The 25555-nt window shown below is 69.9% G+C and carries 22 protein-coding genes, 4 tRNA genes and 1 pseudogene; 13 read left to right on the plus strand and 14 right to left on the minus strand.

Annotated elements, in window-relative coordinates:
- Positions 1-90: 90 nt before the first annotated feature.
- Entirely contained in the window at positions 91-588 is a 498-nt protein-coding gene (locus OG974_RS20545; protein WP_327284150.1) for a DUF5994 family protein, read from the plus strand.
- Between the two features lie 40 nt (positions 589-628).
- On the opposite strand, the gene OG974_RS20550 is transcribed toward OG974_RS20545, so the two are convergent.
- Complete coding sequence (locus tag OG974_RS20550) at positions 629-829, minus strand: hypothetical protein (protein WP_327284151.1); 201 nt, start codon at positions 827-829, stop codon at positions 629-631.
- Between the two features lie 1068 nt (positions 830-1897).
- Between OG974_RS20550 and OG974_RS20555 the strand changes: the two genes are divergently transcribed.
- From OG974_RS20555 to OG974_RS20580, 6 genes are all read left to right on the plus strand, one after another.
- Positions 1898-2665: a hypothetical protein gene (locus tag OG974_RS20555; RefSeq protein WP_371644002.1), complete on the plus strand. Its 768-nt coding sequence runs from the start codon at positions 1898-1900 to the stop codon at positions 2663-2665.
- 146 nt (positions 2666-2811) lie between these two features.
- On the plus strand, positions 2812-4041 hold the full coding sequence (locus OG974_RS20560; protein WP_327284153.1) for a helix-turn-helix transcriptional regulator: 1230 nt from the start codon (positions 2812-2814) through the stop codon (positions 4039-4041).
- Positions 4042-4097: 56 nt separating this feature from the next.
- A complete protein-coding gene (locus OG974_RS20565) occupies positions 4098-4538 on the plus strand; it encodes a hypothetical protein (protein WP_327284154.1) in 441 nt (146 codons plus the stop codon).
- On the plus strand, positions 4535-4726 hold the full coding sequence (locus tag OG974_RS20570; protein ID WP_327284155.1) for a hypothetical protein: 192 nt from the start codon (positions 4535-4537) through the stop codon (positions 4724-4726). Before OG974_RS20565 ends, OG974_RS20570 begins: the two co-directional genes overlap by 4 nt.
- 83 nt (positions 4727-4809) lie before the next feature.
- The gene (locus tag OG974_RS20575; RefSeq protein ID WP_327284156.1) at positions 4810-5271 is read left to right on the plus strand and encodes a hypothetical protein; all 462 of its coding nucleotides are present in this window, start codon (positions 4810-4812) and stop codon (positions 5269-5271) included.
- Between the two features lie 86 nt (positions 5272-5357).
- A complete protein-coding gene (locus OG974_RS20580; protein WP_327284157.1) occupies positions 5358-6161 on the plus strand; it encodes a phosphotransferase in 804 nt (267 codons plus the stop codon).
- A 1011-nt stretch (positions 6162-7172) separates the two neighbouring features.
- On the opposite strand, the gene OG974_RS20585 is transcribed toward OG974_RS20580, so the two are convergent.
- The 5 genes from OG974_RS20585 to OG974_RS20605 all read right to left on the minus strand — a co-directional run bounded on the left by OG974_RS20585 (position 7173) and on the right by OG974_RS20605 (position 11585).
- Positions 7173-8150 (minus strand): DUF4231 domain-containing protein, encoded by a 978-nt coding sequence (locus tag OG974_RS20585; RefSeq protein WP_327284158.1) that lies wholly within the window; start codon positions 8148-8150, stop codon positions 7173-7175.
- Positions 8151-8448: 298 nt separating this feature from the next.
- Complete coding sequence (locus OG974_RS20590; RefSeq protein WP_327284159.1) at positions 8449-10017, minus strand: hypothetical protein; 1569 nt, start codon at positions 10015-10017, stop codon at positions 8449-8451.
- Complete coding sequence (locus tag OG974_RS20595; protein WP_327284160.1) at positions 10014-11060, minus strand: bifunctional DNA primase/polymerase; 1047 nt, start codon at positions 11058-11060, stop codon at positions 10014-10016. Before OG974_RS20595 ends, OG974_RS20590 begins: the two co-directional genes overlap by 4 nt.
- A gap of 4 nt (positions 11061-11064) precedes the next feature.
- Complete coding sequence (locus tag OG974_RS20600; protein ID WP_327284161.1) at positions 11065-11367, minus strand: hypothetical protein; 303 nt, start codon at positions 11365-11367, stop codon at positions 11065-11067.
- Complete coding sequence (locus OG974_RS20605) at positions 11364-11585, minus strand: integrase (RefSeq protein WP_327285707.1); 222 nt, start codon at positions 11583-11585, stop codon at positions 11364-11366. The genes OG974_RS20600 and OG974_RS20605 overlap by 4 nt, the downstream gene beginning before the upstream one ends.
- A 128-nt stretch (positions 11586-11713) precedes the next feature.
- On the opposite strand from OG974_RS20605, the gene OG974_RS20610 reads away from it, so the two are divergent.
- Positions 11714-12217: a helix-turn-helix transcriptional regulator gene (locus tag OG974_RS20610; RefSeq protein ID WP_327284162.1), complete on the plus strand. Its 504-nt coding sequence runs from the start codon at positions 11714-11716 to the stop codon at positions 12215-12217.
- Positions 12214-13818, plus strand: a pseudogene (locus OG974_RS20615) (tyrosine-type recombinase/integrase); the annotation flags it as partial. The gene OG974_RS20610 and the pseudogene OG974_RS20615, both read left to right, overlap by 4 nt.
- 31 nt (positions 13819-13849) lie before the next feature.
- On the opposite strand, the gene OG974_RS20620 reads toward OG974_RS20615, so the two are convergent.
- The 6 genes from OG974_RS20620 to OG974_RS20645 all read right to left on the minus strand — a co-directional run bounded on the left by OG974_RS20620 (position 13850) and on the right by OG974_RS20645 (position 18630).
- Positions 13850-13922: transfer RNA gene (locus OG974_RS20620), tRNA-Lys, on the minus strand.
- A 156-nt stretch (positions 13923-14078) separates the two neighbouring features.
- Positions 14079-16376, minus strand: a complete 2298-nt coding sequence (locus OG974_RS20625; protein ID WP_327284163.1) for a DEAD/DEAH box helicase — start codon at positions 16374-16376, stop codon at positions 14079-14081.
- Between the two features lie 277 nt (positions 16377-16653).
- Positions 16654-17166 carry a hypothetical protein gene (locus OG974_RS20630; protein WP_327284164.1) on the minus strand — a complete coding sequence of 171 codons (513 nt, stop codon included), beginning with the start codon at positions 17164-17166 and terminating at the stop codon, positions 16654-16656.
- Positions 17167-17378: 212 nt separating this feature from the next.
- Positions 17379-17753: a CrcB family protein gene (locus OG974_RS20635; protein WP_371644007.1), complete on the minus strand. Its 375-nt coding sequence runs from the start codon at positions 17751-17753 to the stop codon at positions 17379-17381.
- Entirely contained in the window at positions 17750-18283 is a 534-nt protein-coding gene (locus OG974_RS20640) for a CrcB family protein (RefSeq protein WP_371644009.1), read from the minus strand. The genes OG974_RS20635 and OG974_RS20640 overlap by 4 nt, the downstream gene beginning before the upstream one ends.
- Positions 18280-18630, minus strand: coding sequence for a metallopeptidase family protein (locus tag OG974_RS20645; protein ID WP_266787084.1), 351 nt, complete (start codon positions 18628-18630; stop codon positions 18280-18282). The genes OG974_RS20640 and OG974_RS20645 overlap by 4 nt, the downstream gene beginning before the upstream one ends.
- A gap of 103 nt (positions 18631-18733) precedes the next feature.
- On the opposite strand from OG974_RS20645, the gene OG974_RS20650 reads away from it, so the two are divergent.
- From OG974_RS20650 to OG974_RS20660, 3 genes are all read left to right on the plus strand, one after another.
- Positions 18734-18806 (plus strand) — tRNA-Glu (locus OG974_RS20650).
- A 39-nt stretch (positions 18807-18845) separates the two neighbouring features.
- Positions 18846-18919 (plus strand) — tRNA-Asp (locus OG974_RS20655).
- Between the two features lie 22 nt (positions 18920-18941).
- Positions 18942-19018, plus strand: a tRNA-Phe gene (locus OG974_RS20660).
- 36 nt (positions 19019-19054) lie between these two features.
- On the opposite strand, the gene OG974_RS20665 is transcribed toward OG974_RS20660, so the two are convergent.
- Together OG974_RS20665 and OG974_RS20670 are read right to left on the minus strand one after the other, a co-directional pair.
- On the minus strand, positions 19055-19927 hold the full coding sequence (locus OG974_RS20665; RefSeq protein WP_327284166.1) for a cytochrome c biogenesis CcdA family protein: 873 nt from the start codon (positions 19925-19927) through the stop codon (positions 19055-19057).
- Positions 19924-20661, minus strand: coding sequence for a thioredoxin domain-containing protein (locus tag OG974_RS20670; protein ID WP_327284167.1), 738 nt, complete (start codon positions 20659-20661; stop codon positions 19924-19926). The genes OG974_RS20665 and OG974_RS20670 overlap by 4 nt, the downstream gene beginning before the upstream one ends.
- 967 nt (positions 20662-21628) lie before the next feature.
- Between OG974_RS20670 and hrpA the strand changes: the two genes are divergently transcribed.
- A complete protein-coding gene (gene hrpA / locus OG974_RS20675) occupies positions 21629-25552 on the plus strand; it encodes an ATP-dependent RNA helicase HrpA (protein ID WP_327284168.1) in 3924 nt (1307 codons plus the stop codon).
- Positions 25553-25555: the final 3 nt, after the last annotated feature.

Genomic DNA, 25555 nt, shown 5'->3' on the forward strand with positions numbered 1-25555 from the left:
ACGGAGACGTTTCCCAGCTCAACAGCCTTTTCGACGCCGCTGCCGGCCGTCGAACGGGGGTCGCCGCACCGCGAGACAGGCGGAATCACCATGGCCGCATCCGACAACCCCGACCCTTTGAAGCTCCTCCCAGACGCGATCCACCAAGCGGTCAAGCCGGGCGCCGCGCTGCTCCGGCTGGAAACCACACAGTCCCGCCAAGGGCTCCTGGACGGCGCCTGGTGGCCGCGCTCCCGGGACGTCACGATCGAGCTGCCCCTACTGATCACGGCACTGACCGCGCACCTCGGGCCCATCACGCGGGTTGGCCTGGACACCTCCGCCTGGCAGGACATCCCGACCCGTCTGGTCATCGACGGCCAGGTCGTGCACCTCGACGCCGACCCCGTCGGCGACGACACCGTCCTCGTCACTCGCGGCCACAACGACCATTTCGCCCTGCTGGTGGTCCCCCCGGACACCACCGCCGACGCCGCCCGCGAAGCGATGGCGCGCGCCGTCCGCGCCGACAACATCACGCAGGCCACTCAGATCCTCATCGCCACCACACCCGAACCTGAGGACGGCGCCGCCGGGGAGGCGGGCTGACCCCGAATCCTCAGTGGCGAGTGGCCGAGTGGTGCGCCGGTCAGAGCCCCTCGTCGTGCAGGTCCTCTTCGCGCAGAAGATCGTCCTCGCGGCGGCGCGAGGTCTCCTTCTGGCCGGCCTTCTGTCCCTTCTCGCGGGACGACTTGCCGGGCTGGGGCTGCGCAGGGTCTCCGGGGCGACGGTGTTCCTGCGCCTCGCGCCCCTTGCCCGGCTCCTGGCGCTTGTCCTGCCTACCGTCCATGACAGTGACTCCTCTGGATGCGTGGGGTACGGATTCCCTCTCCGTTCACGCTGACACGCACCGCGACGGTCTGCACCATGTCGCCCGCGAAGCGAGGCACACGGATGACGCCCCTCCCCGGTGTGGCAGCGTCGGAAGGCTGGCCATCCACTGTGGACCGCGCGGCGTCGTGCACGGTCTTCACCCGCTCGGACGGGAAGGAGGCCCGGTTCCCGCTGTACGCCTTCATGTTCGAGGACACGAGTGTCGTGGCCCGGCTGGACTTCACCCCGGCCTTCGGAGCTCTGGGCCAGCGGACGGGGCGCGCGACACGGGTCTACCGCCGCCTCGCGGATGCCGTAGTGGCCATCGAAGAGGCGCTGGAGACGACGCCTGTCCACGGCGAGCCCGCATCGTGGTGCTGGATGGCGCTCCGTCCCGGGCCGTCCGCTCACGCATCGCTCACGCACGGGCCCGGAAACGACTTAGCGCCCCAACTGGCCGAAACCAGATGGGGCGCTAAGCGACAGGACAGAGGGGTCAACCCCCGCCTGCGAGCGGTAGGCCATGTCGGACTCGAACCGACAACCAACGGATTAAAAGTCGAGGAGCCGGAGTGATGTCGGCTGGGGCCCCGTTCCTGCCCATGCCGTTCCGGCTGGTCAGGACAGGTACGCCGGCCACCCCACCACCGGCCCGTGACACCCCGTCCGTAGGCGTCCGGGCTCACACCGGGCTCACCACACAGCCGCTCTGACCTGCACTACTGCCCGACACGACGAGGGGCTGTGGGCCCCAAGATCTCCTGCTCCGCCAGCTCCTGACCCCGGCCCCAAGGAAGGCAGGACCGCGACGTGCGGACCGGCGCCCGACCGCCGAGGCGCCACCCACGAGTGATCTACACACTGCGGGTTGAGTAGCCCTCAGTAAGAGGCTGTCGCGTGCAAGATCGGCTGACAGAATGCCAGTCGAATCGACCGGCAACAGGGGGTGGCCGTTGCCGTGATCGGTTGCGATCTGTCCCCTGGACCAACCAGGGGAGGGGTAGCCATGGCGGGACCGCGGCTGAGGCGCGTGACGGGTCCGGCTGTGCGCAGACTGCGCGGCCTTCAGCACAATCAGACCGAGGGTGAGGGCGGCTCACCGCTGAAGGACAAGAGGGCTTGGGTAACGGCCGTAGTGTTTCCCGCCATCATGGTCATAGTCGCCACCGCAGTCCCCGGGGGGTGGGGTTGGTTCTCGGGTCTGTTCACGGAGCCGCCGAGCCTGAAGGCCTACTCCAGCGGGCCGGATGGTTGCGTTCCTCGCTACTCGGCACGGAGCCGCTCCGAGCTGAAGGCAAAGCCCGACGCACTCAGGGCCGAGGGGGTGCCGGTGGCGGACCCGCAGTGGGGTGAGGTCGTCTCCGCCCCGGTCACGCTGCAAGCAAAGACCGATCAGAGCATTGTTGTGGCGGGTGTGCGCGTTGACGTGATCACAACCGAATCTGTCCCGACCACTGGCCAGGTGATCGATGCCGAGGGTTGCGGCAGCGGGATCGATGTACGGCCCTTTGACGTCGACCTGGCCAGTCAACCCGTGTCAGTAAAGCCAACCGTCACCAAGGCGGCTGACGGCAGTCAGAAGCGTGGTCCTGATCTCCCCTTCAAAGTCTCGTCCCAGGACCCAGAGCAGCTCGAACTGAGGTTCCCGTCAGTTCAGGGAGACGTGCGCTTCTCCATCACGGTGGACTGGGTATCCGAAGGGAAACCAGGAAGCGTCAAGCTCGACAACGGCGGCGCCGGGTTTCGCGTCATGGGGCTTGGAGGCCTCCCTCGCCATCCGCTCTCGGCCCTCTTGAAGCAGACCACTCCCTGATCTCGTTGCAGCGCCTATGCCGATGCCGTGTTTGTGTGAGGTAGAGAGGAGACAGAGTCAGGCCGACACCTCACACTCGGCCTGCCGCCTCGGTACCGTGCTGCTGAGCGGCCAAGGCCGGTCGCCCACATGCAGGGGGTGCGCTGATGTTGGAAGAAGCCGAGGAGATCGGCCGTCGCGTCCGGCGGGCGCGGCTGCGGCTCGGAATGCCGCAGGCCGACCTCGCTGCTGCCCTGGGGAAGACACAGGGTTGGGTGTCCAAGATGGAACGCGGCCTGATCGAACTGGACCGCGTCGGCCTGCTGAACCTCGTTGCCGCTGAGCTGCACGTGCATCCCAATGACCTGATCGGCCGGCCGTACGCGAGCAGCCCCGCAGAGAATCAGTGGCAGGTCTCGGCCGCCTCCATCCTGCGCGAGCTGCGCCGCTACGACCTGACGCCCGTATTCGACGGGGCTGCCCGCCCGTCCGGCGAGCTGTGGCGGGAAATGACCCGCCTGCACCGCCTGAGGGACGCGGCAGCCAACACGGCGATCCTGGCGACTCTGCCCGATCTGCTCCGCGAGGCGCGCGCCCTCGCCGAAGCCACTACCGGCCACGAGCGCGAGGAAGCGTTCGCGATCTACGCCGTGGCGTGCAAGTTCGCCCACACGGCCGCGCACGCCCTCGGGCACCCCGAGCTCGTCGCCATGGCGGCCGAGCGCGCCGCATGGGCAGCTCGCCTGTCTGCCGACCCCGTCATGCCCGCGCTCGCGGACTGGATGCGCGTCTGGGACATGTGGGCCACCGCCGACTGGGACGACTCGCTCACCCTGTCCGACAAAGCCATCGCCAGCGTGCAGCGCGAGTACGAGCTCGGCGACCCCCTCGCACTGCGAATGTGGGGCACGCTCCACCTGCGCGCAGCCGTAGCTGCGGCCCGCGCCGGCCGCCCGTCCGAGGCCGAGGAGCGGATCGGCCACGCACGCGACGCTGCCCGCCGCATGACCGGCCACCACAACCCACCTGTCTACGATCGCCACTCGGTCACGTTCTCCCCCGGCAACGTCCAGATCCACGCCATCAGCGTGGCCCTGGAGACGGGTGAGCAGAGCAAGGCCCTCGCCATAAACCGGCGCACCGCGCCCGAGCTCGTCGCGGCCCTCCCCAACTCCCGTCAGGGACACCACCACATGGATCTCGCCCGCGCGTGGCTGTGGGACGGCAACCGCGACCATGCGCTCGCCGAGCTGGAGACCGCCGAGCGGATCGCACCGCAGCTCGTACGGAACCATCCGATCGCCCGCTCGACCCTGCGCAGCATCGTCTACGCCGAGCGGATCGCCACCCGCGAGAAGCTGCGCCGTATGTCAGACCGCTTCCACCTCGACGGATGAGGGCGGTATTCCTCCGATTCATATTGACCCCCTGACGCGCCCCTAACTTCTGGGGCATGACAGGACGAGCAACTCCCCATCTCCCTTCTCAGGGCGGCGAGTTAGGCACTGCCGCCCCGTTCTACCCCCGGCTCGGCGATCTTGCCCGCGACACCGCCAAGGGTGGACAGATCGGCGTCGTGGTCTCACTCCCCGGTGTCGGCGCCGGCACGTACCACCTGAGCCCGCCCGGCGGCGGCGACAAGTGGACGGCGCCTGCCGACGGCACGACGCTGCGTCCCGTACCGGCGCAGGTCACACACATCACTCCGATGCAGCGGGACGCCCTCTACGACTCCCGCGCGCAGCAGGGCGCCCTGCGAGTATCCGTCCACTACGAGGACGGCGGAACGGCCGAGTCACTGCTCGTCCTCACGCCCGACCAGGTGGAGCTGTACGCCTGCCAGTTCCAGCGGATCATCGCGCAGCGCGAGCAGGCCAAGGACGCTGCCGCGTGAGGTCGGGCCGCGCAGCTCACCGCCGCGCCACCGCTCGCGATCCCTTCGGGCTCCTCCTGAGCTGGATATGGGCCCTCGGCACGGTCGCGGGATTCACCGCCCTGGCCGCCACGGGTACCGCCGAGCTCGGACGCCACGGCGCCATGCCCGCACTCGCCGCGCCGGACGCTCGAATCCCGGCGCTCTGATCTCCCTGCCCACGCGGACGACCCCGCGCGGGCGGGGCGCCACACCGCATGTCCCGGCACCACTGACCAAGGAGGCATGGACCATGACCGTAATCCAGGAGCGTCCCGCGACCGACGCCCGGACTCTCATCGGCGCCACGTTGCGCGCGACGCTCGCGTCCAACATGCAGGCCAAGTTCCCCGAGCTCAGCGACGACCAGGCCGAGCGCGGCATCGGCCAGATGCTCGCCTTCCTCGCCGCCGGCGCACACAGCGACACCCCGCTCAGCCCGTCCCCGCTCGTCGACGACTTCTGGCACGCCTTCCTGCTGCACACGCAGGCCTACCAGGACTTCTGCGGGCAGACGCTCGGCAAGTTCGTCCACCACCAGCCCGGGTTCCTCGACAAGGAGGAGCACGGCGGCGGCAAGGCCCTGCGCGCCCGGACGGTCGAGGCGATCGTCGCGGCCGGGTTCGTGATCGACATGGAGTTCTGGCCCGAGTTGGACCTCGCCGACTGCTCGCAGTGCCACGCCAACTGCCACAACAGCCCCAAGTACGCCTGACGCACCGCCTGCGGCCGGTCCTCTGCTTGTGCCACGCTGTGGCCGAGCCGGGGACCGGCCCCCTTTCCTGCACGAGGAGCACGCGGGTGGATCGCACCGCATGGCTTGAACTCCCGCCCGAGGCCCGCAGCGCCGTCGAGACCTACACCGGCCCGGTTGAGCACGCCGAGACGGCCGAGACGGGCGTCATGTCCCGACTCGCCTGCACCCTGCACACCCCCACCGGGCGCGTGTTCGTCAAAGGCACCCGCAGCGACGAGCCGACCGCGTGGATGTACGAGTACGAGGCGCGCGTCACCCGCGTCGCACCCCTCGCCCCCCAGGTGCTCTGGCAGGTCGATGCCGGCGGATGGCTGCTCACCGGATACGAGTACGTGTCTGGCCCCCACCCGGACCTCGCCCCCGAATCACCCGACCTCGGCCCTCTGATCAACGCGCTCACCGCCATGTCGGCGGCCCCGTGGCCGGGGCAGGTCCGTAAGAAGCCGCTCCACATCCGATGGGTTGGATTCTTCCCGGCCGACCGTTCCCCTGACCTTGAAGGCCGGGTACTCGTCCACAGCGACGTGTCACCGCTCAACATGTTGGCCACCGATGACGGCATCCGCGTACTCGACTGGGCCCTGGCCTGCCCCGGTCCGGCATGGGCAGACACAGCGTTCGTCATCCCTCGACTCGTCCACGCCGGCCACACCCCCCAGCAAGCCGAGGCGCTCGCCCGAACCGTCCCGGCCTACCGCGCCGCCGAGCCCTCGGTCGTCACGGCGTTCGCGCAGGCCCTGTGTGCCGTATGGGAGAGCCGCGCGGAGTCAGACCCAGCCCCCCACCGCGCTCCGCTTATCTCCGCCGCCCGAGCTTGGACAGCTCACCGTGGGTATGCCATGGCGTAAGGCTCGCCTTCGGGCCTGCTTTCTCGGTGCTCCCGCGCGCGGAGGGTGCTTCGACCGGTCGCGAGCCTAAGCCAGCCCCTATGCGCGCGAGGCGGGGGGGAACCGGTTCCGCACAGCTTTGAGACGTTGTCAGTGCCCTGCGGTATTCGCGCGCACCCGCGCACAAGACGCGACCGGTCGCGGTCGGACACCCCAATGACACCGGGGGACGCCGGGGACGAGGGGGACGCTCTTGGTTCTATCCCCTCTCCTTCTTCTCTCCTTCTCTCAGTAAGACAGAGGAGTGAAGGGGTGGAGTCGTCCCCCGCGTCCCACACATCGCCCCAGGTCAGCATCCGACAGGGCGAAAGGGGGACGACCTGCTGCTGACGTGCGTCCCCGTCGCGCCCTGCGCGTCCCCCGGACACGGAAACGTCTAGGAAGGGCCGGCGCTGGTTCGGGCCGCCCTTCCATCGATCAGCTGAAGCGGCCGGTTTACGAGGCGTCGCCTGACGAACGAGGGCGGTTTTGGGCAACGAGCGAGGCCATGTCTTGGCCCGGAGGAAGCCGCCACTCAACTACGTGCAGGCCAGCTAACGCGATGACTTCCTCTGGCACACCCAGCCTGTAGAGAGGCGTGGCTCTATAGCGGTTAAGCCAAGCGCTGCGTCTCTTTTGCTCACGCGGTTCAAGGTTTCGCCACGAGTCAAGGACTACGCCCGGCGGCGTCGATTCCTCTGATGCCCGCTGCGCCACGATGTGTTGCACAAACGGGATGTACCCGGGATCACGCGCAAGCGCGACTAAGCACCAGGCGGTGGTTGGGGACATGGTCTCACCGTGAGCAGCGATGAGCCGGCGAGCCTTCCACTGCCAAAGTGGAGCGAGGAACCATCTCGCACTGTGCGCCCTCATTTTGGGTCTCTAGGAAGCAACGCCAACCACCCACACCTGACATCGGTGAAGTCACGGTCAGTTCTTAGCTCCATCGCGTATCCAGCACGCAGTTCTGCCGGAGTGCCCGAAGGAACATCAGCCTGCACGCTCTTCGCTCCCGGAGCTGGAGGTCTCCAACTGAAGCTCTCGCTTCCTCTGCTCTTCCTTCAAGCGCTCTACGTAGCGAGCGAACATCCTGAGTCGATCAGCCTCGGGAAGCGGCGGCTCATCATCCCGACCGGCATACTCATCGAGCATGAACTGCGACGCGTTGTAATGCTTCTCAATATCGTCGGCCGTCGACTGGAGATTGTATCCGCGTTCGCGGAATTTAAAATAACCAGTGATTCCCGCAGAAATTCCGACAAGCGCACTGAGAGCAGCTGTCGAGAGCCGCAAAATTTGACTACTGCCCTCATTCATGGCGGCAAGCGTGGACGTGATGATCGACCCAGTGATGATGATGCCCTGGAAGAAATTATGGACACGCCGGTTCTTGTTCGCTGATTTCCGATACTGATCGATCAGATCCAGCGATGCTTCGCGATAGATGCGAAGCCCCGAGGGCGAGTCAAGAGGAAGCATTGCGGCGGCAGTCTGCCGGTCCTGGAGAGCGTTCCGTAGCGCGCCGGTTCGATCAACGAGCTTCTTGCGATTCTTCCAGAGCGCCCACCCCATGGCGATCCAGAGACCGTTGACGATGATGAGGCCAGCCCACCGGGTGAACACCGGCTGGGTCTTCCACAGCCCAACGATGACCGTGTAGCCCAGGAGGAATGTGAGAGTGATTCCACCCATCAGACACAGGAGATAGATCCTCTGAAGAGTCCGTGACGTCCGGAGATCGTCCTCGATCTCATCAAAGATCTTTACGCTGACTCGGTAGTGCTCTTGCCGTCGCGACTCATCGATCTCGGAGATACCAGCAGTTGGATCGATGCTTCCCTGACTCACTCGCGGCCCCCGCCTAGTACCACTCGCCTCAGCCGTCACCGAATAGATTGAAGTTAAGTGACGTAAGTTGGTGATCATAAATTTGGCCCGCCGGACCAGCAAGAGCGCCTTGCTGGCCATTATCGGCAGACTAAATCAGGCCAAGATCTTATTGAGGAAAGAGATCGATCCGAGTGGAGCCGGGGGTTACCCCGCGAGACTTAGGGGAAGATCGAACCTTCTTTCGAAGAATCACTGAGTTACTTTCAGCGAAGCTGCCCCTTTTGGTGACACCACAAGTCGCTCTGCTCCACTTCAGTCACTCGGCCACCACGTGGAACGTCTTAAATCTGGGGTGCGGTACATGTCAGTGTCCACCTTCCTCCACCACGCAAGCGCTTCGCGACCACTGAGATCCGGAGCACGGTGTGGCGTGTGGCTAGGCAGTTGAGTGGCAGGTCACGGCGTAGACCTTGCCGTGTTTGTTGCTGCCCGAGGTACGCGCCACGTGGATGCCTCGGGCTCGGAGCGCCGGGGCGACCTGTCGGATGCGGGCGCTCAGTACGGCTGGTGTCTTGGGCCAGCCGTCCGCAAAGCCTCGCCCGTCGCTGCTGAGTTGCCGGTGAAGGTCGCCCATAGTGCCCTGCCAGCCGCCTGGTGGGAAAGCCGGGGAGGCCGTCCAGGCACGGAGGGCGCCGGCGACCGGGTGGCCGTCGAGGACGGCGTCGTTCAAGGCGTCCTGCGCCCCGTTGAACGCGGCGAGACTGCGCCAGCCCGTGACCCGGTCGAGCGCGTGCAGCAGCTCGGCGAAGTCAGCGAGTCGCGGGCGCTCGGTGAGATCGGCAGCGGCGTGCGGGAGGTCGGCCCAAACCTCGGCAGCTAGGTCGAGCAGGGCTCCGAGGATGCGGGGGTGCGCCTGCGCGTACGCGGCCCACAGTGCGCCCGCGGTGCGTCGCTGGTCTCGGCGGATGGGCTGGAGTTCGAGCGGCATCATGCGTTCGGCGAGGTCGTTGCGGAGCGCGCCGAGGTCGATGCCGGTCAGTAGTACGGGCCGCTGGTAGGTGAGCACGTTCACGTCATCGTCGGTGTAGAGGGCGCGGGTCACCTGCGCGTCGCCGGTGACGATGCGGCACAGGGCATCGGACAACCAGCCGGGCAGCCCCGAAAGGTTGTCGAGGGCGAGCACCCATCCGGCCGCGGTGGTCGGGCCGAGGTCGCGCAGGTTCTCGGGTGCCTGCCGCAGGGGCGCGCGGGCCCCTTCGATGATCCCGGTGAGCATCTGGCCCGAGGTGCTCTTGCCGGTGCCCTGCTCACCGGTCAGGTACGCGATGGGGCGCGGCATCCCGGGGCGCAGTGCAGCCAGGAGCCAGCCGATCGCGAGCGGCAGGGTCTCGGGAGTGAAAGGCAGCAGGGCGGAAAGTTCGCCGATGCCCTCGCGCCAGCCGCCGGCCGGGCGGTCGGGGCGGGGCAGTGGCCGAACCAGCTTGGTGCGGCGCCAGACCGGACCCGCCTCGGGGTCCGGGCACGTCAAGGTCCACCCGTCCGGGGCGATACGGACCGACTCCCCGTCGGGGCGGCCGAGGTCGAGCCAAGACACCGCCGTGTCCTCGGGGTCCGCAGCAACGCGCAGGTGCAGCTCGGTCTCGGGCACGCGCATGGCGAGCGCGTCGAGCGTGGCGACGGCATCCGCGAGTGCGGTCTGCGAGGGCGTGCGGTCGTACTCGGTGACGTAGATACGGGTGAGGTGCTGCCGCAGGCTGCCGGTTCCGGTGTGCGCTGCTGCGCGCAACGGCACGGCAACGGCCGGACCGTCATACGGGACTGCGTACGGGGCGCCGTTGTGGTGCAGGTACCGGAAGCGGTTCTGCCCGAGGACACGCAGCACCTCCGCCTGCGGGGGCTGCTTCTCCTGCTTCGCGGCACGTGGCTGCTCCCCACCCTGCTCCGCCCGCGGGAAGGGGACGACGGAGCGGGCGGCGGCGACCGGGTCAAAGGCCGAGGTGTTCATGCGGCGGCCCCGGTGTGCGTGCGCGGGTTCCGCTCGCCTGCGGTGAGGCCGGAGCGAATCGCAGCCTCGGCCTCACGGTCGGACAGCCCACCGTGCCGGGCCGCGTCGAGCAGTACGTCGACGAGCTGCCCGCGGTCGAGTCGGCCGACCGCGCAGAGGGTGCCGAGGTTGAAGGAGGCGCGGTTGAGCGTGGCGTTCCGAGTGCCGGGCTGCGCCTCGGCGACAGTCCGCAGCTCGGCCTCGACGGCAGCCGCGGCGTACCCGCTGCCCATACGGCGGGAGCGCCAGGGCAGCACCGTGCGGGGCCGCTCGGGGCGTACCCGGTGCCCGGTGCGGTCGAGGTCGCGTGCCAGCCAGACGGGCAACTTGGCGACCGCGCGGCAGTCACCGAGCGCGGTGTACATGCCGGCGCGGGTGACCGTGCCCGGGGCCACGGCGTACGAGGAGCCGGCGCGCACGTCGAGCTGCCAGCCCAGTGCGCCGGCGAGCGGGCGCCATGTCGTACCGGCCGGGGCGCGGAACCAGTAGTGCAGTCCGCCGGAAGGGGTGAGCACGGTCAGTGTCTGCGGACCGCAGCCGGGCAGCGTCGCACGTCGCGCCTCGACGAGCAGAGCGAGGGTGTCGCGGCCGTCGGCGATGCTGCCAGGGGCGACGTTCTCGGGCAGGGCGACGCCCGGGAGCAGCTCGGACTGCTCCTCGGGAGGCTGTCCGCCGTGGCAGTCCACATCGAGGATCACCAGGCCGGATGGACCCGCGGCGACGCCGACGCCGGCGGACGGCATCCGGGCCCACCATGCGGCGATGCGCTCGGCGTCGGTGGTCGCGGCGAGCACGCCGTGACAGGGGCGGCCGGCGGCGATGCACTCGCAGCCGTGCCCGTCGTGCGGGACGTGGTGAGGGTTGGGACGCTCCTTGGTCCCGGCTGCACAGCGGTCGCAGCCGCGCACGGGCAGCTTGGCACCCGGGGCAAGCGGGTGCACCGCGTAGCCCTGAGCGGCCAGCCACAGGGCGACGCGGAGCGGGTCAGGGGTCGGGGTCGTCAAGCCGTCACCGCCCCAGCAGTGCGGCGAGGGTGGCCACGACAGCAGCGAGCCCGTCCGGGTCGGTGCCGTGCACCTGATAGCCCGCGCTGCGAGCCAGTACGGCGGCGAGCGTCCGGGCGGTGTACTCGTCGATGTCGCGCGCACCTCCGATGAAGAGGCGCGCACGGAACCCGTTGGGTGTCGGGGTCAGTCCGCCCAACTCCCTGGTGGCGTCAGGAAGTACCGCCCACCCGTGCGAAACGAGCAGGCGGTAGCTCATCGTCGGCAGGGCTGCCGAGCGGCGAGGAGTGACGACCGGGCTACTCACGCGGCACCCGCCTCGGTCGGCTCCTGGCTCTGAAAGCCGAGAAAGCGCAGCAGGTCGTACCGAGTGACGCGGTACTGCCGTCCAAGGCGCAGGACCCGCACCGGGTACTCGCCGCTCTTGGCCATGGCGTACCCGGTCGTTCGGCCAAGGGCCAAGGCTCGGTTCGCCGTGTCGAGGTCGAAGCTGACGGGCAGGGCCATCAACTCGGCCGCCGCCATCCCCTTCACGTTCTGATCTTCGAGCGGATACAAGTCATCCTCCAGAGGGTTGGGTACTCCATTCCCCCCGAGCATGATCCCCTAGATCGGCTGGTGTCAACCCCACCCAGGGTGTAGCGTCCATTCCCGTGGAGAATGAACAGGGTCAGCAGGCGGACACCATGTGGGGCTACGGCTACGAGCCTGAGAAGGCACTAGGCGAAGCCCTGCGCTCACTCCGTACGGCACGCGGCATGTCGCAGGAAGACGTGGCGACGATGATGAGCCGGAGCGGTTTCTCCTGGCGCCAGACAACGGTCGCGAAGACGGAAGGCGGTTCACGCCCCGTCCGCGTCAACGAGGCTGCCGCTCTGGCCCTGTGCTTCGGCGTCTCCGTTAACGAGCTGCTCGGCAACCAGGCGGACAGCCCGGAACAGTCGCTGATCGAATCGACGTACCGGGTGTCGTTCTCGCTCTACCTGAGCACTCGACTCCGCACCGAGGAAGCACTCCGGCGGAAGCAAGCCGCAGAACGCGAGTACGAGGAATCCCTCGCTCAGCTCAGCGAGACGAAGCAGTCCTACGAAGAGGCAAGCCGGGCGTTCAAGGAGGCATTCCTCGAACCGTCCGGCGAGGGGGAGGAGAAGGATTGACCGGCTCGACCTTCAAACGGTGCGCCTGCCGCAACCCTGAAACGGGCAAGCAGTACGGGCAGTCGTGCCCAAAGCTCACGCAGAAGCGCCACGGCCTGTGGAACGTCCGGCAAGAGCTGCCGAACGACAAGGACGGCAAGCGCCGCACCTTCCGCCGCTCGGGCTACGCCACGAAGAACGAGGCGCAGGGCGACCTCGACCGACTGCGCGCGCTGCTCGGCATCCCGGGTGACGACGACCCCGACGGCCGCCTGCTGATCGGCGACCTCCTCGAAAATGTCGCCTCCAAGAAGGAGGCCGTACCCGACTACGAGGAGACACAGCGCCGGTTCCGCACCGGCCAGTCCCTCACCGCCCGGCTGACCGTCGGCGACTGGCTCGACCAGTGGCTCGCCGGCAAGCGGCGCCGCGACTCCACCCTCGACGGATACGAGTCGCACATCCGCGTCCACTTGAAGCCGCACATCGGGCAGCACCGCCTCGACCGGCTGAACGTGGGCCACCTGGTTGAGCTGTTCGATGCGATCGAGGAGCACAACGAGGAGATCCTCGTCGAGAACGCCAACCGCCGGGCGCAGGTCGCGCTGAGCAAGCCGACCACACCGGGGCGACCGCTCCCCGCCGAGCGCGAGCGGATCGCCGCCGAGCGGGCCAAGCTCGCCGAGATGAAGCCGTTCCGAAAGGTCACCGGGCCGGCGACCCGACAGCGCGTTCGGGCCACTCTGCGTGCGGCCCTGAACGATGCCATCGCGCAGCAGCTCATCACCTTCAACCCGGCGTCACATGTCGAACTGGAGACCGGCAAGCGGCCCAAGGCACTCGTCTGGACCGAGGAGCGCATTGCCCAGTGGAAGCGGACGGGAGACAAGCCGTCGCCCGTCATGGTCTGGACGCCCGAGCAGACGGGCACGTTCCTCGACCGCGCGGCGAAGCACCGCCTCTACGCGCTGTACCACTTGATCGCCTTCCGTGGCCTGCGCCGAGGCGAGGCATGCGGCCAGCAGTGGACCGAGACCGACCTCGGGGCCGGGCTGCTCACCGTCGCCACTCAGCTCGTACAGCGCGGCTGGAAGGTCGAGGAGTCCGCGCCCAAGACGGACAGCGGCGAGCGCGTGGTCGCCCTCGACTCCGAGACGGTGAAGGCGCTCGCGAAGCACCGAAAGCGGCAGATGCGGGAGCGCCTCGCGTGGGGCGAGGCGTACGTCGACACCGGCCGCGTGTTCACGCAGGAAAACGGCGAGTGGCTCCACCCGGCATGGGTGACCGAGCAGTTCCGGCGGCTGGCTGCCGAGGCGGGTCTGCCCCCGATCCGGCTGCACGACCTGCGCCACGGCGCGGCAACCCTCGCCCTTGCGGCCGGCGCCGAGATGAAGGTCGTACAGGAGATGCTCGGCCACTCCTCCATCACCATCACCTCGGACACGTACACCAGCGTCCTGCCCGAGGTCGCGCGAAAGGCTGCCGAGGCCGCGGTAAGGCTGGTCCCGCGGCAGGCCGTTCGTACCGCCGGGCTCACCTCGGGCTCACATCAGGCCACCGGACGCCCCGGGCACAGCAAAGCGCCCCACCCTAAGAAGTCGGATGGGGCGCTAAGGCGCAGGTCAGAGGAAGGTTCCTCTACCCCGCGAGCAGTAGGCCATGTCGGACTCGAACCGACAACCAACGGATTAAAAGTCCGCTGCTCTGCCAATTGAGCTAATGGCCCTCACGTGCTCACCCCAGAGCATAGCCGGAGACCAACGGCCAGCCGATCGAGTATCGACCGACCGGCCCCGTCACGGCTCACAAAACGCGGACAGGGCCCCCACGACGGTGTCGTGGGGGCCCTGTCGGGCAGTCAGCTCAGGGCCGACAGCCGGGGTCAGCCGTTGCGCTTCCAGCGGGGCTTGTCGTCACGACGGCCACCGAAGGAACCGGTGGAGCCGGTGGAGCCGGTGGAGCCGGACGGGCGGTGGTCGTCGCGGCGGCCGTACGGGCGGTCGCCGCCGCCGGAGCGGAAGCCGCCCGACGGGCGGTCGTCGCGGCGGAAGCCACCGGACGGACGGTCGCCACCACGGTCGTCACGGTTGAAGCCACCGGAAGGGCGGTCGTCGCGGCGGAAGCCACCGGACGGACGGTCGCCACCGGAGCGGAAGCCACCGGACGGACGGTCATCGCGGCGGAAGCCACCGGACGGACGGTCGCCACCACGGTCGTCACGGTTGAAGCCGCCCGACGGACGGTCGTCACGACGGAAGCCGCCACGGTCACCGCCACGGTCGTCACGACGGTCGCCACCGGAGCGGAAGCCACCGGACGGACGGTCGTCGCGGCGGAAGCCGCCACGGTCGCCACCGCGGTCGTCACGGTTGAAGCCGCCCGACGGACGGTCGTCACGACGGAAGCCACCGCGGTCACCGCCACGGTCGTCACGACGGAAGCCGCCACGGTCACCGCCACGGTCGCCACCGCGGAAGCCGCCACGGTCGCCACCGCGGTCGCCACCGCGGTCGTCACGACGGTTGTCGCGGCGCTCGTAGTTGCCGCGCTCGTCGCGGGCCTGGAAGGACGGACGCTCCTCGGCGACCGGCGCGGCCGCGACGGCTGCCGCGACCTCGGCCTCGGCGGCCTCGGCCACCTCGGCGACAGCGGCCTCCGGGTCCTCGCCGCGCTCACGGGCGGAGCGGGCGACCAGGCGGTCGGCCTCCTCGCGCAGCTCGGCGGCACGGCGCGTCAGGCGCTCCAGCTGCTTGGTGAGGTCGGCGACCTCACGCTCGGCCTGCTTGGCGGCGTTGTTCGCGGAGTCGGCCTGGACCTCGGTGAGCGAGCGCGCACCGGTGATCTCGGCGACCTCCGGGTCGAAGGCGCCGGCGCCCTGGACGATGTGGCGCGAGGCGTCCACGCCCGCGTCCTCCATCAGGCGGAAGATCTGGCGGCGCTGGTGCGGCAGGGCCAGGGAGACCACGACACCCGACTTGCCGGCACGGGCGGTACGGCCCGAGCGGTGCAGGTAGTCCTTGTGGTCGCCGGCCGGGTCCACGTTCAGGACCAGGTCGATGCCGTCGACGTGGATGCCTCGGGCGGCGACGTCGGTGGCGACGAGCGCGTTGACGTAGCCGTCCTTGAAGTCGGCGAGGACGCGGGTACGGGCGCCCTGCGTCATGCCGCCGTGCAGCGCGTCGGCCTTCACGCCGGCCTCGACGAGCTGCTCGGCGATGCGGTCGGCGCCCAGCTGGGTGCGGACGAAGATGATGGTGCGGCCCTTGCGGGCGGCGATGGCGGCCGTGACCGGCGCCTTGTCCTTCGGCTTCACGACGAGGACGTGGTGCGTCATGGTCGTGACGTTGCCCTGGGCGCTGTCGACCTCGTGCGTGACGGGGTTGGTCAGGTAGCGCTTGACCAGGGTGCCGATCTCGTTCTCCATGGTGGCGGAGAAGAGCATGCGCTGGCCGCCGCCGGGGATCTGGTCGAGCAGCTCGGTGACCTCGGGCAGGAAGCCCAGGTCGGCCATCTGGTCGGCCTCGTCGAGGACGGCCACCTCGACGTTCTCCAGGGAGCAGGCGCCGCGGTTGATGATGTCGCGCAGACGGCCCGGGGTGGCGACGAGGACGTCGACACCGCGCTCCAGGGCGTAGATCTGGTTGCCCATGGAGGTACCGCCGCAGACGACCTTCATCTTCAGGCCGAGCACGTCGCCGTAGGGCTGGAGGGCGTCCGCGACCTGCATCGCGAGCTCACGCGTCGGCGTGAGGATGATCGCGCGGGGCTTCTTCTTCTCGGTGTGGCCACCGGCCAGGCGGGCCAGGGTCGGCAGACCGAAGGAGAGGGTCTTGCCGGAGCCGGTGCGGCCGCGGCCGAGGATGTCCTTGCCGGCCAGGGCGTCCGGGATGGTCGCGGCCTGGATCGGGAAGGGGGAGGTGACGCCGTTCTGCGCGAGCTTGCGCACGACGCCCTCGGGCAGACCGAGGTCGCCGAAGGTGATGGTGGGCTCGGCGTCGGCGTCGTCCGCCTCGGCGTCGATGGACTGGTCGGTCGTCACGTCGGCCTCAAGAGCCTCGATGATCTCGTCCGCCTCAGCGGCCTCGATCGCCTCGGTGACCACGAGGGCCTCGACGGCGTCGACGATCTCGTTCGAGTCGTTCTCGGGCATGACGGCACGGTCAGAACTGGAAATGGACATGCGAAATGCGAAACCTTCCGGAGTCTCGGCACGCGCCCAAACTCCGTGAATCGCAAATCGACCGCCTCAATGCGGTCAGCCACGGCTAGGGAGAGTACGCGCCACACGGCGCTCTTCGGATTCGGCGCCGGGCAATGGGATCAAACGATCTATAACCATACGCACCCTCCTGGGGGTCTGGCAAGTCGCCCCTGCCACATCCCCTCTGACCTGCGACGATCCTCCCGCTCCGGGGAACCGGGCGCCGAGCCCGGGAGCCCCTGGGAGCCACCCGCGGCTACGGAGTGGGCGACGCGCTGGGCTCCGGAGCCGGGGGCGAAGGGTCCGCGGGAGTGGGCGAAGTCACTGGCGGTTCCGGGCTCGGCAGATGGACGGGCGGCGGTGAGACCTGCGTCCCACCGGAACCACTGCTTCCGGATCCGCCCGAGGTGGGCTGCTGCGGCCCCTGGCCGCCGGCGCCGCCGCCCGGACCGGCCGACGGCGAGGGGGCCCCGGGCCGGCCTGCGGGCGCGCCCGGGCTGGGGGAGGCCCCGGTGGCGCCGGACGCCTTGCCGTCCTCGGCCTGCTTGCCCTCCTCGCCCGCCGCGCCGGGCTTCGAGCCGTGGCCGCCGCCGTGGACCCCCGACCTCTTGCCGGATACGGAACCTCCGGCCTCGGCCGCCGCCTTGCGGTCCGAGGAGGAGGACGGCCCGGGCTTCGCGGCGTCCTCACCGACACTCATGCAGCCCGCGGTGGCAGCGACCGCGAGCGCGGAGACGGCCAGCCGGAGGGAGGCGGACAACTGGCGCACGGGGCACCTCCTGGGGGTCTCCCCGGCGGCTGCCGGGGGAGGGCGTTCAGGGTCCGCAGTGAGCGGGTCAATGTGCCCAACTCCCTTTGCCCCGTAAGAGACACGCCCTTGGGGACACCGCCTGTCCGCAATCCGCCGACCCGCCCCGCGCACACCGGCGGGGCCGCGGGTGTGACCCCGGGGGCGGCCGGGAAGGTGCGACCGGAACCGGCTCAGGCGAACAACTGCCGCCCCACCTGCACCCCCAGCGTCACCGCGCCCAGCCCCGCCAGCACCGAGGCCGTCACGTTCGCCACCGCCAGGAACCGCCAGCCGCGCTCGTACAGCCGCAGCGTCTCGTACGAGAACGTCGAGTAGGTGCTCAGCGCCCCGCACAACCCGGTCCCCAACAGCAGGTTCAACCGCCCGGGCGCCGCACCGGCCAACACCGCCCCCGTCAGCAGCCCGAGCACCAGGCAGGCGCCCGCGTTCACCACGAACGTTCCCCACGGGAACACCGAATCGTGCCGCGCCTGCACCGCACGGTCCGTCAGATAGCGCAGCGGCGCCCCCACCATCGCGCCCATCACCACCAGCAGCCAGTTCACGGCGACCTCCGCGGTCCGCCGTGCACCGCGAGGCCCGTTGCGAGGCGGGTCACCGAGGCCCCCGCCCACACCGCGCCCAGCGCCCCCACCACCGTGAGCCCGGCGTACGCCAGCGCGGTCACGGCCTCCCCCGCGTCCAGCAGCCGCGAGAAGTCCACCGCGTACGTGGAGAAGGTGGTGAACCCGCCGAGCACCCCGACCCCGACGAACGGCCGGACCAGCGGATGCGGCGCCGACCGGCCGCCCTCGCTGATCAGCACCATCAGCACCCCGATCAGCGCGCAGCCGATCACGTTGGTCCAGAACGTCGTCCACGGGAAGGCCGCCGGCCCGGCCGGCCACAGCAGCGCCGCCCCGTACCGCGCCGACGCCCCGAGCGCGCCGCCGACGGCGATCGCGGCCAGCACCGGCCCGGGCCGCTCGGCGCGCTGCCCGGGCACATGGAGATCGACGTCCGGGTCGATCGCCTCAGCGCGGGCGCCGACGCCGGTGGCCGCGCCGATGCTCCCGGCCCGCTCCGGGCCGGTCACCCGTAGCCCAGCGCGTGCAGCCGGTCGTCGTCGATGCCGAAGTGATGGGCGATCTCGTGCACCACGGTGACCTCCGTCTCCGCGATCACGCTCTCCCGGTCCTCGCACATCCGCAACGTGGGGTTGCGGTAGATGGTGATCCGGTCCGGCAACACACCGGCGTACCACTCGCCGCGGTCCGTCAGCGGGGTTCCCTCGTACAGCCCCAGCAGCTCGGGATCGTCCGCCGGCGGTTCGTCCTCGACGAACACCGCCACGTTGTCCATCAGCCGCGTCAGCTCGGGCGGGATGCGGTCCAGGGCCTCTGCGACGAGCTCTTCGAACTCCTCGCGCGTCATCTCCAGCACCGGGCCATTGTCCCTCCGGGAGAAACCGTTTTGGCGATAGCTCCCCGGATCCCATATGCTTCTCACGTCCCCGACGCGCTGGAAAGTGCCCGGCGGGCCTTTAGCCCTCATCGTCTAGTGGCCCAGGACGCCGCCCTTTCAAGGCGGTAGCACGGGTTCGAATCCCGTTGGGGGTACGCATTACCGTGTGCAAGACTTTGTCTCGCACACTGCAAGGTCCTGTGGAGCAGTTGGTTAGCTCGCCACCCTGTCAAGGTGGAGGTCGCGGGTTCAAGTCCCGTCAGGATCGCTGAGGCCGGAAACGGTCTCGTGGCTGGGTAGCTCAGTTGGTACGAGCGATCGCCTGAAAAGCGATAGGTCGCCGGTTCGACCCCGGCCCCAGCCACCACAAGAAGGCCCCGTCCATCGGACGGGGCCTTCTGCGTTACCCGTTCTCCCGCGCCCCGTCCTCCTGGCGCTCCCCACGCTCACCGCGCTCGCTGCGGCGCCACTGCGTCACGCCGACCGCCGCCGCGCCCGCCGCCACCAGCCCGAGCAGCGCCCAGTCCGGCACCGCGTCCGCGAGGACGCGGACCCGCTGCTCCACCGCGTACGAGTCGTCCACGTCGAGGAGCCCCGGCAGTGCGCTCGCCCCGTCGTACGCGAGGAACAGCGCGCCGAGGGCGATGAAGAACAGCCCCGAGAGCAGCGAGGTGGTGTGCAGCTCGAAGCGGCCCACCCGGACGGCCCGCCCGCGCAGCCAGCGCCGCCGGCCCAGGTCGAACCGCTCCCACAGCAGCGCCAGCAAGAACAGCGGTACGGCCATGCCCAGTGCGTACACCGCGAGCAGCAGGCCGCCGTAGACCGGGCTGCCGCTGACCGCCGCCACCGTCAGGACGCTGCCCAGGATCGGGCCGGCGCAGAACCCTGCCAGCCCGTAGACCGCGCCCAGCGCGTACACCGACAGGGCGGTGGTCGGCCGGATCCGCCCCGACAGCTCCGAGATCCGCTTCGAGGTGAAACCCAGGCCCAGGATCTGCGCGAGCCCGAGCGCGATGATCAGCCAGCCGCCGGCCAGGACGAGTCCGTCGCGGTTGCTGTGGAAGAACCGGCCGGCGTACGAGCCCGCCGCGCCCAGCGGGACGAGGGTGCTCGCGAGGCCCGCGTAGAAGATCCCGGTCCGCGCCAGCAGCCGCGAGGCGGAGTCGATCGAGTACGCGAAGAAGGCGGGCAGCAGCAGTGCGCTGCAGGGGCTGAGCAGCGCGAGGAGCCCGCCGAGCAGGGCTGCCAGGTAGCCGATGTCGCCGACGCCGGTCACTTGGCGGCCTGCGGCTGCGCCTGGGCCTTGGCCTTGGCGATGGCTGCGGCGAAGGCGTCGAGCGGCTGGGCGCCCGCGATGGGCTGCCCGTTGACCAGGAAGGACGGGGTGGAGCTGACGCCGATGCGGTAGCCCTCTTCCTGGTCCTTCTGCAGGGCGGCCGCGGCGGCCTCGCCCGTCATGTCCTGCTTGAAGCGCTCCAGGTCCGGGACCCCGGCCTCGCCGGCCAGCTCCAGCAACCGCGCCTGGCCGAAGCCCTTCTCCTTGGCGCCGTCCGCGTACGCGGCCGCGTGGAACTGCGCGAACCGGTCCTGCCGGCCGGCGGCCCAGGCGGCCTTGGCGGCGGCCTCGGAGTCGGCGCCGAAGATCGGGAAGTTGCGCCACTCGATGCGCAGGGTGCCGTCCTCGACGTACTTCTTCACCAGTTCGGGTTCGGTGTCGCGGGCGAATTTGCCGCAGTAGCCGCACTTGAAGTCGGAGTACTCGATCAACACGACGGGGGCGTCGGCCCGGCCGGCGGCGAGCTTGTCGCCGGGCTCGCGCCGGGCGAGCTTCGCCAGCTCGGCGTGGATGTCGGAGCCCTTGGGGGCGGCCGCGGCGGAGGAGGTCCTGGCGGGGGCGTCCTCGGGGGCGGTGGCCTGCCAGGACACGATCCCGAGGGTGACGGCGGCGAGCGCGACCCCGGCGGAGATCAGCAGCCGCTTGCGGGCGGAAGAGGAAGGAGAAGAAGGCATACGGGTGCTCCAGAGCAACGGGTGGTGAAAGGGACCGGTGGAAGGGCCGGTCCTCTACACCCGCATCACGGACAGCTCCACCGGACCCGGCGCCGGCCGGTCGGGCCCGCGTACGAGCACCTGCGCGCGCGGCGCGGAGGAACAGCTCTGGGGTGACAGGGGCCGCCCGGCGGGAACGTGCCCCTGCTCGCCCCGCACCGGCCCGGCCGGCCCCTGCGGCCGATCGCCCCTCCCGGGCTCACACCCGGGCCCCCGCCCACCGGACCCGGAAGCCACGTCCGCAACCGGCCCGGCCTGCACGCTCCGGACAGCCGGAGCAGGACCCGGCCGGACCCCCGCGTCCGCGGACCCCGACCCGGCCGCCGCCGAGAAAGCCGGCCCGGCCAGCACGCTCCGGACAGCCGGAGCAGGACCCGGCCGGACCCCCGCGTCCGCGGACCCCGACCCGGCCGCGGCCGGGAAAGCCGTCATGGCCTGCGCAGCCGGGGAGGCCGGGCCGGCCGGCACGGTCCATGGGATCCGGTGGGCGGGCACGGTCCGCGCGGCTCGCCCGGCCGGCACGGTCCGTGCGGCTCGGGCAGGGGGAACGGCCGCGGCAGCCGGGGCCGGCCGGACGGCCGACGGGATCCCTGCGGCCGACGGCGACGGCGCGGCATAGTCGGGGCGGAGCGCCGCGCTCGCGACCGTGGACCGCGCGGCTCGCGCAGCCGCAGTCGCGGCCGCGACGCCTGCGATCCGGCCCGGGGTCGGGGCCGCCCCGGCCGCGGGTACGGGGCCGGGGCCGGTCAGGGCCGTCACCCATACCGCCAGCGCAGCGACCGTGCACCACACGACGCGCACGCGGGACATGGCGGGCCTCTCACTCGGTCGGCGGGTCGGTTCAGGCGATCTCGTCCCGAAATGGTACGGGGAGGGGGCACAAATGCGTTCGCCACCCGGCGCCTGCGGGTGAGATCCTCGATCAGGTATGTCTACTTCCTTCGCCGCCCTGCAGACGCTTCTCGGTGAGATCTCCCTCCGTGACGCGCACCGCCTCGGCCGCCGCCTCGAAGGCGCCCGCCGCATCCGCAAGCCCGAGGCCAAGCAGGCCGTGCTCGACGAGATCGCCGCGGAGGCCGAGAAGGCCGCCGCGCGACTGTCCGGCCGTGCCTCGCGGATGCCGGAGGTCACGTATCCCGAGAACCTGCCCGTCAGCCAGAAGAAGGACGAGATCGCCGAGGCGATACGCGACCACCAGGTCGTGATCGTCGCCGGTGAGACCGGTTCCGGCAAAACCACGCAGATCCCCAAGATCTGCATGGAGCTGGGCCGCGGCGTCCGGGGCATGATCGGGCACACCCAGCCCCGCCGGATCGCCGCGCGCACGGTCGCGGAGCGGATCGCCGAGGAGCTGAAGTCCGAGATCGGGCAGACCGTCGGCTGGAAGGTCCGCTTCACCGACCAGGTGGACCAGGACGCGACCTTCGTCAAGCTGATGACCGACGGCATCCTGCTCGCCGAGATCCAGACGGACCGCGAACTGCGCGCGTACGACACGATCATCATCGACGAGGCCCACGAGCGGTCCCTCAACATCGACTTCCTGCTGGGCTACCTGTCCCAGCTGCTGCCGAAGCGCCCCGACCTCAAGGTCGTGATCACCTCGGCGACGATCGACCCGCAGCGGTTCTCCCGGCACTTCGGGGACGCCCCGATCGTCGAGGTCAGCGGCCGTACGTACCCCGTCGAGGTCCGCTACCGGCCCCTGCTGGAGGAGGATTCCGAGGACTCCGACCGGGACCAGATCACGGCGATCTGCGAGGCCGTGGACGAACTCCAGTCCGAGGGGCCCGGCGACGTCCTGGTCTTCCTCTCCGGCGAGCGCGAGATCCGCGACACGGCGGACGCCCTGAACAAGCGGAATCTTCGCTTCACCGAGGTCTTGCCCCTGTACGCCCGCCTCTCCCACGCCGAGCAGCACCGCGTCTTCCAGCAGCACGCGGGGCGCCGGATCGTCCTGGCCACGAACGTCGCCGAGACCTCCCTGACCGTCCCGGGCATCAAGTACGTGATCGACCCGGGCACCGCCCGGATCTCCCGCTACAGCCACCGCACCAAGGTGCAGCGCCTGCCCATCGAACGGATCTCCCAGGCCAGCGCCAACCAGCGCAAGGGCCGCTGCGGCCGCACCTCGGACGGCATCTGCATCCGGCTCTACTCCGAGGACGACTTCAACGCCCGTCCCGAGTTCACGGATGCCGAGATCCTGCGCACGAACCTGGCTTCCGTCATCCTCCAGATGACCGCGGCCGGCCTCGGCGAGATCGAGAAGTTCCCCTTCATCGACCCGCCGGACCACCGCAACATCCGCGACGGCGTCCAGCTGCTCCAGGAGCTCGGCGCGCTGGACCCGTCGGAGAAGGACCCCAAGAAGCGGCTCACGCCGATGGGCCGCCAGCTCTCCCAGCTCCCCGTGGACCCGCGCCTGGCCCGCATGGTCGTCGAGGCCGACAAGAACAACTGCGTCCGCGAGGTCATGGTCATCGCGGCGGCGCTGTCCATCCAGGACCCGCGCGAGCGGCCCTCGGACAAGCAGACGCAGGCCGACCAGAACCACGCCCGGTTCAAGGACGAGACGAGCGATTTCCTCTCGTTCCTGAACATGTGGCGCTACGTCCGCGAGCAGCAGAAGGAGCGCGGCTCGTCCTCCTTCCGCCGGATGTGCAAGCAGGAGTACCTGAACTTCCTGCGGATCCGCGAGTGGCAGGACATCTACTCGCAGCTGCGCACGGTCGCCAAGGGCATGGGCATCCACGTCAACGAGGCCGACGCCCCCGAGCAGCACGTGCACGTCTCGCTGCTGGCCGGCCTGCTCTCGCACATCGGCCTCAAGGACACCGACAAGAACGAGTACCTGGGGGCCCGGTCCGCCAAGTTCGCGGTCTTCCCCGGTTCGGCGCTCTTCAAGAAGCAGCCGAAGTTCCTGATGTCGGCGGAGCTGGTGGAGACCTCGCGGCTGTGGGCCCGGGTCAACGCCAAGGTGGAGCCCGAGTGGGTCGAGCCGCTGGCCCAGCACCTGATCAAGCGCACGTACAGCGAGCCGCACTGGGAGAAGGACCAGGCGGCCGTCATGGCGTACGAGAAGGTCACGCTGTACGGCGTGCCGATCGTCGCCCAGCGGAAGATCAACTACGGCCGGATCGACCCCGAGGTCTCGCGCGAGCTGTTCATCCGCAACGCGCTGGTCGAGGGCGACTGGCGGACCCACCACAAGTTCTACGCCGACAACCGCAAGCTCCTGACCGAGGTCGAGGAGCTGGAGAACCGGGCGCGGCGCCGCGACATCGTGGTGGACGACGAGACCCTGTTCGACTTCTACGACCAGCGGATCCCCGAGCACGTGGTCTCGGGGGCGCACTTCGACTCCTGGTGGAAGCACAAGCGGCGCGAGGAGCCCGAGCTCCTCGACTTCGAGCGCGAGATGCTGCTGACCGAGAAGGCGGCCGGGGTCACCAAGGCCGACTACCCGGACTCCTGGCGGCAGGGGCAGCTGAAGTTCCGGGTGACCTACCAGTTCGAGCCCGGCGCGGACGCGGACGGCGTGACCGTCCACATCCCGCTCCAGGTACTGAACCAGGTCACCGACGAGGGCTTCGACTGGCAGATCCCCGGCCTGCGCGAAGAGGTCGTCACGGAGCTGATCCGGTCCCTGCCGAAGCCGATCCGCCGGCACTACGTGCCCGCGCCGAACTTCGCGTCCCGGTTCCTGGATTCGGCGGTACCCCTGCAGGAGCCGCTTCCGGTGACCCTGGCGCGCGAGCTCCAGCGGATGGTCGGGGTACCCGTCTCCGCCGAGGACTTCGACCTGTCCCGCGTCCCGGACCACCTGAAGATCACCTTCCGGATCGTCGACGAGCGCCGCAAGAACGTCGCCGAGGACAAGGACCTGGAGGCCCTGCGGCTGAAGCTGAAGCCGAAGGCCCGTCAGGCCCTGTCCCAGGCCGCGGCCGCCACCGCCGAGCGGGCGGGCGGCGAGTCGGTGGAGCGCACCGGTCTGACCGACTGGACGATCGGCACGCTGACCAAGGTCTTCGAGACCCGGCGGGCGGGCCAGCCCGTGAAGGCGTACCCGGCGCTGGTGGACGAGGGCGCGAGCGTCTCCGTGCGGCTCTTCGACACCGAGGCCGAGCAGCAGCAGGCGATGTGGCTGGGCACCCGGCGGCTGATCCTGCTGAACATCCCGGTGAATCCGGCGAAGTTCGCCTCGGACCACCTGACCAACCAGCAGAAGCTGGCCCTGTCCAGGAATCCGCACGGCTCGATCCAGGCGCTCTTCGACGACTGCGCGACCGCGGCGACCGACAAGCTGATCGCCGACCACGGCGGCCCTGCCTGGGACGAGGCGGGCTTCCGGGCGTTGTACGAGGGCGTGCGCGCGGACCTCGTGGACACGACGGTGCGGACGGTGGCCCAGGTGCAGCAGGTGCTGGCCGCCTGGCAGGCCTGTGAGCGCCGTCTGAAGGCCACCAACAGCCTGGCCCTGGTGGCGAACGTGCAGGACGTGAGGACGCAGCTGGCGGCCCTCGTGCCGGCGGGCTTCGTGACCCTGACGGGCCTGCGCCGGCTGCCGGACCTGATGCGCTACCTGGTGGCGGTGGACCGGCGGCTCCAGCAGATGCCGACGGGCGCCCAGCGCGACACCACGCGCATGGAGAAGGTCCACGAGATGCAGGACGAGTACGCGTGGCTGCTGGAGCAGCTACCGAAGGGCCGGCCGGTGCCGTCCACGGTCACCGACATCCGCTGGATGATCGAGGAACTGCGGGTCAGCTACTTCGCACACGCCCTCGGGACCGCGTACCCGGTCTCCGACAAACGGATCGTGAAGGCGGTGGACGCGGCGGCTCCGTGATCC

It is taken from the genome of Streptomyces sp. NBC_00597, from assembly GCF_041431095.1.
Lineage (GTDB): Bacteria > Actinomycetota > Actinomycetes > Streptomycetales > Streptomycetaceae > Streptomyces.

What these genes read in the sequence shown, in the direction of transcription:
- OG974_RS20545 (WP_327284150.1), top strand. Translation starts at nt 91, where the DNA reads ATGGCCGCATCCGACAACCCCGACCCTTTGAAGCTCCTCCCAGACGCG.
- OG974_RS20550 (WP_327284151.1), bottom strand. Translation starts at nt 829, where the DNA reads ATGGACGGTAGGCAGGACAAGCGCCAGGAGCCGGGCAAGGGGCGCGAG.
- OG974_RS20560 (WP_327284153.1), top strand. Translation starts at nt 2,812, where the DNA reads ATGTTGGAAGAAGCCGAGGAGATCGGCCGTCGCGTCCGGCGGGCGCGG.
- OG974_RS20565 (WP_327284154.1), top strand. Translation starts at nt 4,098, where the DNA reads ATGACAGGACGAGCAACTCCCCATCTCCCTTCTCAGGGCGGCGAGTTA.
- OG974_RS20575 (WP_327284156.1), top strand. Translation starts at nt 4,810, where the DNA reads ATGACCGTAATCCAGGAGCGTCCCGCGACCGACGCCCGGACTCTCATC.
- OG974_RS20585 (WP_327284158.1), bottom strand. Translation starts at nt 8,150, where the DNA reads ATGGCCAGCAAGGCGCTCTTGCTGGTCCGGCGGGCCAAATTTATGATC.
- OG974_RS20590 (WP_327284159.1), bottom strand. Translation starts at nt 10,017, where the DNA reads ATGAACACCTCGGCCTTTGACCCGGTCGCCGCCGCCCGCTCCGTCGTC.
- OG974_RS20605 (WP_327285707.1), bottom strand. Translation starts at nt 11,585, where the DNA reads ATGGCGGCGGCCGAGTTGATGGCCCTGCCCGTCAGCTTCGACCTCGAC.
- OG974_RS20625 (WP_327284163.1), bottom strand. Translation starts at nt 16,376, where the DNA reads ATGTCCATTTCCAGTTCTGACCGTGCCGTCATGCCCGAGAACGACTCG.
- OG974_RS20670 (WP_327284167.1), bottom strand. Translation starts at nt 20,661, where the DNA reads ATGCCTTCTTCTCCTTCCTCTTCCGCCCGCAAGCGGCTGCTGATCTCC.
- hrpA (WP_327284168.1), top strand. Translation starts at nt 21,629, where the DNA reads ATGTCTACTTCCTTCGCCGCCCTGCAGACGCTTCTCGGTGAGATCTCC.